This is a genomic window from Aquabacterium sp. (assembly GCF_036279655.1).
Taxonomy (GTDB): domain Bacteria; phylum Pseudomonadota; class Gammaproteobacteria; order Burkholderiales; family Burkholderiaceae_C; genus Aquabacterium.
The window spans coordinates 1-6,888 of the sequence record NZ_DASUIT010000025.1 but is presented as its reverse complement, the minus strand read 5'-3'; the positions used below and the strand labels follow the sequence as shown (position 1 = coordinate 6,888).

5 protein-coding genes and 1 pseudogene are annotated in these 6,888 nt (G+C 64.0%); 1 reads left to right on the top strand and 5 read right to left on the bottom strand.

All coding sequences use genetic code 11. The annotated features are described in order from the left end of the window. The 4 genes and pseudogenes from VFW84_RS03010 to VFW84_RS02995 all read right to left on the bottom strand — a co-directional run. Positions 1 to 124: pseudogene (locus VFW84_RS03010) on the bottom strand (septum formation inhibitor Maf); the annotation flags it as partial. 60 nt (positions 125 to 184) lie between these two features. Then, a complete protein-coding gene (locus tag VFW84_RS03005; RefSeq protein ID WP_329678952.1) occupies positions 185 to 1,738 on the bottom strand; it encodes a hypothetical protein in 1,554 nt (517 codons plus the stop codon). Then, entirely contained in the window at positions 1,731 to 1,838 is a 108-nt protein-coding gene (locus tag VFW84_RS03000) for a 23S rRNA (pseudouridine(1915)-N(3))-methyltransferase RlmH (RefSeq protein ID WP_329678951.1), read from the bottom strand. The genes VFW84_RS03005 and VFW84_RS03000 overlap by 8 nt, the downstream gene beginning before the upstream one ends. A gap of 14 nt (positions 1,839 to 1,852) precedes the next feature. Beyond that, entirely contained in the window at positions 1,853 to 2,155 is a 303-nt protein-coding gene (locus tag VFW84_RS02995; protein WP_329678950.1) for a Maf family protein, read from the bottom strand. A 238-nt stretch (positions 2,156 to 2,393) separates the two neighbouring features. Here VFW84_RS02995 and VFW84_RS02990 point away from each other — a divergent pair, with 238 nt between their 5' ends. Next, positions 2,394 to 6,650 (top strand): calcium-binding protein, encoded by a 4,257-nt coding sequence (locus tag VFW84_RS02990; RefSeq protein ID WP_329678949.1) that lies wholly within the window; start codon positions 2,394 to 2,396, stop codon positions 6,648 to 6,650. Position 6,651: 1 nt separating this feature from the next. On the opposite strand, the gene VFW84_RS02985 is transcribed toward VFW84_RS02990, so the two are convergent. Further along, positions 6,652 to 6,888, bottom strand: a 237-nt coding sequence (locus tag VFW84_RS02985; protein ID WP_329678948.1) for a 23S rRNA (pseudouridine(1915)-N(3))-methyltransferase RlmH, incomplete at its 5' end; no start/stop codon positions are given.

The following is a 6,888-nucleotide window of genomic DNA, read 5'->3' as shown; positions in this document are numbered from 1 at the left end:
CATCCTCGTGCGCGTCGGGCAGCAGCAGGCGATGCGCCACCCCCAGTTGATCCAGCAGTTGTCGGCGACGGGGGCTCTGCGAGGCCAGATAGAGCCAAGCGGGCGCGGGGGACGGCAGGTTCATGAGGTTCCCGGAATGTGAGCACATGGAGAGATGCCGGACATCCTCCGGCCAACCCCGATGCTAGCGCGATGCCGAGGCACACGCCGCCGGGGCCACGCGCAGCGAGTGCAACCAGATGCGACGCTGGGGCGCATGCCGCAAGGGCCAGGCGTCCGAGGCGAGCGCTCCGAGGCCCTCTCCATGGGCCTCCTGCATGGCCCGCAAGGCGGCTGGCGGCACGGCCGTGGCATCCAGGCTCACCCAGGCCAGCACGCAGACGCCCGGACCTTGCGCAAAACCCCGTGGTGGTGGCAGGGCCGATGAGGATGCCGCCCAGGCCTGCACACGCGGGCTGGCCGCCGCCAGGATGCCCGCCAGATGGGTGTCCCCCGCGATGACGCGCAGCGCCTGCCCGTGGCGTTGATGCAAGGCGCTGGACAGCGTGCTCGCCGGGCGGTCCGTCCAGCATTCACGGCAGCGCTGCGCATTGAGTTCGGGCTCCCACCAGCGCAAGGCCGACACGCCCACCGCCAGTAGTGGCATGGCCAGCGCCACCGCCCACAGGGCACGCCCAGGCCATCGGCCCAGACCCGACTCGGCACAGGCGCGCACGGCGCGGTCGCTCCACAGCACCAGGGTGACCGTGAGCACCGGCGCCACAGGCCACAACCAGCGCGCCTTGAACGCCGAGCCGCGGGCCAGCATGAGCAGCACCACGGTCACCAGCAAGGCCAGCAACGCCTGCCCCAGCACCCAGCGATCCGCCAGACTCCAGAGCGGGCGGCTGGATGGCGATCGGCGCAAGCGCCGCCATGCCGCCACGCCGATCACAGCCAACAGTGCCGGGCCCAGCAAGGTGAACTCCAGCACCCCCAGGATCACATCCACCGGTGGGCGCCACAGGGGGAGCTGCTCACGCGCCACGGCGATCTGACGCGCCAGGGTGGTCGCGCCCATCTTTTGCGACAGCCACCACAGACCATAGGGGGCCAGCACCGCCAGGAACACCAGGCAACCACCCACCATCCAGGCCCAGGTGCACTGGCGCCCGCCCCGATCCGAGACACGCAGCGACAAGCCCCAGGCCACCGCCAGGGCAGCCACCCACCACAGCCCCGCATTGAACTTGGCCAGGCAGGCCAGAGCCGCCAGGGCTCCGGCCACCAGCCACCAACGTGGCTGCGCGAAGGACTTGACCACGGCCACCGAGGCCCAGGTCACCAGGGTGGCCGCCAGCACGGTGTGGGTCAGGCTGTCATGCACCCGCCAGAGCATGAGCGACAGCCCCAGGTGGGTCATCAGGACCAGCGCCTGCTCACGCGCCGAAGCACCGCAAACACGCGCAAAGGCTTGCAGCCCGGCCATGCACAGGCACAGCAAGGTGTAGCGCGCCACCTCCAGCATCGTGGCCCAGGCCCAGCCCTCCGGCTTGAGGGCCAGCAAGAGCCAGGTGTAGAGCGGGGGTTGACGCGTGCCATAGCCCATCTGCCAGGACTGCGCGAAATACACCTGCTCGGCGCTGTCGACGTCCAGGCCTTGCAGGCCCTGCGCCTTGAGCACGGCATACGCCAGCACCCACAGGGCGATCGCGCCCCAGGCCAGCGGGAGCGGCCAGCGACCCGTCTGCTCAGGCACGATGGTAGGGATGGTTGTTGCGCAGCGACCAGGCGCGGTAGAGCTGCTCCAGCAGTACGCGGCGCAGGGAACAATCGGCAGGGGTGGATGAATCGGACATGGTGGACTGCTGAATCAGAACCGCCAGCCCAGCGGCCTGCGCAGTTCGGCGGTTTCGAACAAGGGGAGCCCCATGATGCCACTGTAGCTGCCATTGATCTGTGCGGTCCAGGCGGCTGCTTTGCCCATGGGCTCGCCACTGGCCACATAGCGGTCGATCTCGCGCAGGTCAGCGCGCGCCAGGCGCGCCTGGGCCGCCTCGTACTTGGCCATGGTGACGCAGCGAACGTAGTCGTCAGGGCTTTCAAGCAACTGGCGCCGACAAGGGCTTTGCGAAGCAAGGTAAAGCCACGGCGGTGCGGCAAGAGAGGAAGTCATGACGGGTTCATCCGTGACAGGCGCTTGAGGTCAGGCACATCGGGTGTCTGAATGTGCCGATGCTAATGCAGCGCTAGGGTTGGCACCGAGCTGTCCAGGCCCACGATTGGGTAACATTCGGATCAGATAGCTGAACAAAACAACCATACATCAGGGTAGCAGGCACAAATTGCGTGTCAGGCCTTCTTTTGTGTGTGACTGGTTCGGTTACCCCACAAATTCAAGGAGCTGATCTGCCATGCCCACCTACAACGGAAATTTCCTGAGCAACCGCATCAACCGCCAGGCCGACCTGGTCGATGTGATCATCAATGGCTATGCGGGCAATGACACCTTGCTCGGTGGCGCAGGCGACGACACCCTTGATGGCGGCAGCGGCAACGATTCCATGGTGGGCGGGGCTGGCCATGACACCTACATCGTCAACAGCTCGCGTGACAAGGTGATCGAAACGGCTGACGGTGGCGACGACACCATCATCACGTCCGTTACCCTCGACCTGAGCACCTTTGCCACGCAGGTCGAGCGGCTGGTGCTGGGCGGCACTGCCGCATTGACAGGCACCGGCAATGCACTGAACAACACGCTCACTGGCAATGGCGCAGCCAACACGCTCTATGGTCTGGCAGGGGATGACCTGCTTGAAGGCAAGGAGGGGCAAGACAAGCTCGATGGCGGCCTGGGCAACGACACGCTTGATGGCGGCACCGGCAACGACACCTTGATTGGCGGGGCAGGCAACGACACTTACATCATCGACAGTGCTGCCGATGTGATCATCGAATCGACGGCGGGTGGTGAGGCCGACTCGGTCATCAGCTCCGTGTCGACGAACCTCTCCAGTCTGGCCGTGTCGGTTGAAAACCTGGTTCTGAGCGGCACAGCCGCACTGAATGGCCAGGGCAATGCCCTGAACAACCGGATCACCGGCAACGGCGCTGCCAATTCGCTCAACGGCCTGCAAGGGGACGATCACATCGCGGGCGGCGATGGCAACGACACCCTGCAAGGCTCGACGGGCAACGACACCCTGCACGGCGAGGCCGGTGCAGACACCCTGCTCTACAACCTGGGTGATGGGCACGATGTGGTCCTGGCCGATGCGGCCGACACGCTGGTGCTGGGCACAGGGCTTGGTCTCGATCAGATGGTGGTAGGCCAGATCGGCGAAGTGATCGACAACGCCGTGGTGCTCACGTTCAACGCAACCGACACGGTGACCCTGACCGATGTCGGTGCCTGGGGCGGCCTGAGCCTGCGCTTCGCCGATGGCCACACCCTGACGGGCGACGAGATCGTCACCCTGGCCACGCCCGTCAAGAACGAATCGCTGACGGGCACGTCGCTGCCCGACGTGCTCCAAGGCGGCCGTGGCAACGATACGCTCGACGGCGGCCTGGGTGGCGACACCCTCATCGGCGGTGCGGGCCATGACACCTACCATCTGGACGACGTGGGCGATGTCGTGATCGAAGCGGGCCCAGCCAGCGACATCGATGCCGTGATCACCACTGTGACAGTGGATCTGAGCACCTTGGCCCCGGGGGTCGAAAACGCCACGGTCCAGGACGTGGTCACGATCACTTCGGTGTCCGGGTATCGCGTGCCCGGCTACTACGTCTATGGGGGCTATGGCAGCTACGGCTACTCCTACTATGTCCCGCCGCAATACCCATACACCGACACCACTTACAACGCCAGGCAGATCGATCTCACGGGCAATGCGCTGGACAATCTGCTGGTGGGCGGCGACGCCGGAAAGACGCCTGCCTATCCGCCGTATTACAACTCCTATGCGGACCAGACCTACTATGTGGGGTCCAAAGGAAACCTGCTCAGCGGCCTCGGGGGCAATGACACCCTGATGGGATTGGCGGGCCTTGACAGCCTCTACGGTGGCGATGGGGACGACCTCCTGGACGGCGGGTCCGAGAGCGATCTGCTCGATGGAGGCTCCGGCAACGACACCATGATCGGCGGCAGCTCTGGCGATACCTACTATGTGGACAGCGAAGGTGACGTGATCATTGAATCCACCAGCGTGGACGGGTGGTCGGGCAGCATCACTGACAAGGTCTACAGCACGGTCTCACTCGGCGCGCTGGCAGCGCTGGTCGAGGACGCCGAACTGCTTGGGATGGCGTCCCTCAGCCTGGTTGGCAACGACCTGGGCAACACGCTGACAGGCAACGGTGGCGACAATACCTTGCAAGGTCTGGCTGGAACCGATGTGCTTTATGGCGCCAATGGCGCCGACGTGCTGCTGGGCGGCGATGGCAACGACTCGCTCGACGGAGGCCTGGGTGCCGACACCTTGGACGGCGAGGAAGGCTCGGACCAGTACCGTGTGGACAGCCATGACGACCTGATCACGGACACCGGTGGCGGTCTGCAAGACATCGACACCGTGGTCGCTTCGGTTGATTTTGATCTGGCCCTGATGGCCCAGGGCATCGAAGCCCTGACCTTGGGAGCCTGGAGCTCAACCGAACCTTTGAAGGGCTTGGGCACGGACCTGGACAACACCATCAATGGCAACGAGGGGCACAACGTCATCTCCGGACGCGCAGGGCATGATGCGCTCTACGGCAATGCGGGAGCCGACACCCTGGATGGGGGCACGGGCCGAGACACGCTCAACGGCGGTGATGGCAGCGATACCTATTACATCGACGATGAACTCGATGTCATACAAGAGAGCACCTACGGTGGCAGCGACACGGACACGGTGTACACCACACTTTCGATAGACCAATTGGCAGAGGGGATCGAGATAGGCATCTTGCAAGGTGCTGCGGCCATCTACCTGGGAGGCAATGGCGGCGACAACGAGTTGAGGGGGAACGAATTCGCCAATCAGCTCTCCGGCCTGGCTGGCAATGACTCACTGCTTGGCGAGGCTGGGGCTGACCTCTTGCAAGGCGGCGAGGGCTCGGACCGGCTCGATGGGGGTGAGGGAGCCGACACCCTGATGGGTGGCTCCGGCGGCGATACCTATGTCATCGACCATGAAGGTGACCTCATCATCGAGGACAGCACTGAAGCACCAGCATGGCCATTGTCCAACTATGCCCACATTTGGGACAGCCAGTACTTTGGCGACCGCGTACTGAGCTCGGTGTCGATCACTGCTTTGGCTGAAAACATCGAGATGGTTGAGTTGGTGGGAACGGCAGATCTCGACACCGCGGGCAACAACTCAAGCAACTTGCTGATGGGCAATGGCGGCCGCAACATCCTTCAGGGCCTCAATGGCGACGACATCATCTCGGGCGGCCTGGCCGACGATGTGCTGAGCGGTGACGCCGGTGCCGATGTCATCTACGGAGACGAAGGATCGGACATCTTGCGTGGCGGCACCGGTGCCGACACCCTGCAAGGTGGTGCGGGGGCCGACGTCTTCCTGTATGAACGTGGCGACGGACTGGATCTGGTCCAGTCCGATGCGCTGGACACCCTTGAGTTTGGCGAAGGTATTGTCTTGTCCGATCTGACCCTGACGGCATCGGGCAGCGAAGGCGTGCAGCTGAACCTGGGTGCTGGCGATGTCATCAGCCTGAACACACTGGCATCGTGGGAGGGCCTGCACCTCGTGTTTGCCGATGGCACGTCGGCTGCGCTCAAGACACTGGTCGACCAACACGTGGTGGCGCCTGACGGTGTCAATCTGACAGCCGCGCCTATCTATGCTTCTGCCCTCGAAGGCACCTGGGGCAACGACACCTTGAATGGAGCCGGGTATCTGAACGGGGGATTTGGGGACGATACCTATGTCGTCAGAAGTTTCTACGCCAGCGTTCAGGATGTCGGCGGGAGCAGTGACACGGTCATTTTCGATACCACCGGCATGGACCCGACGGATGACGCCTCGTACTGGGGCCTCCCATGGACCTTGCCCAACGGCATCGAGAATGGCGAGATGCGCTCGGGAGTTGCCCTGGAAGGCAATGAACTCGACAATGTACTGGTCAGCAGTGTCACGATCACCGGGCGTGAAGCTTACGCGCTTCTGAACGGCATGGATGGGGATGACAGCCTGTACGGCAATGCAAGTGCTGACGACCTCAGAGGCGGTCATGGCGACGACCTGCTCGTGGGCGGGCAAGGCTCGGACCGCTACGCATTTGAAGGCCACTTTGGCAGCGACACCATCGAGGACCTTGACACTGCATTGAGTGCCCCCCGCACGCTCATCAACTTCGACCGGATCCAGTTCCTGGACCAGTCATCGAGCAAGCTGTGGTTTACCCAGAGCGAGACCGACCTGGTGATCTCGGTGGTGGGCACGGATGACGCGGTGACGGTGCGCGACTGGTTCAGCGGTGCCGATCATCAGATCGAGCTGATCCAGACCTCCGACCCGACGAACAGGGCGCTCAACAGCAGCAAAATGGCCGATCTGGTGAACGCCATGGCCCAGTTTGATCCGCAAGACCTGTCTTTGGCCAACGCACCTGCCGAGCTGTTCGCCGCCTACGACGCCGCCTGGGTTTGAATCAGGCCCGATGGTAAGGGTGGTTGTTGCGCAGGGACCAGGCGCGGTAGAGCTGCTCCAGCAGCAGCACCCTGGCCAGGGCGTGGGGCAGGGTCATGTCCGACAAACGGATGGCCTCATCGGCCGTCTGCTTGAGTGCAGGGTCGATGCCATCGGCCCCGCCGATGATCAAGGCCACATCCCGCCCATCGTGCAGCCAGGCTTCGCTGCGCTCGGCCAGTTGCACGCTGGTCAGGCG

Excerpts from the sequence above, each read along its gene's own strand:
- VFW84_RS03000 (WP_329678951.1), bottom strand. The coding sequence starts at position 1,838 with ATGTCCGATTCATCCACCCCTGCCGATTGTTCCCTGCGCCGCGTACTG.
- VFW84_RS02995 (WP_329678950.1), bottom strand. The coding sequence starts at position 2,155 with ATGACTTCCTCTCTTGCCGCACCGCCGTGGCTTTACCTTGCTTCGCAA.
- VFW84_RS02990 (WP_329678949.1), top strand. The coding sequence starts at position 2,394 with ATGCCCACCTACAACGGAAATTTCCTGAGCAACCGCATCAACCGCCAG.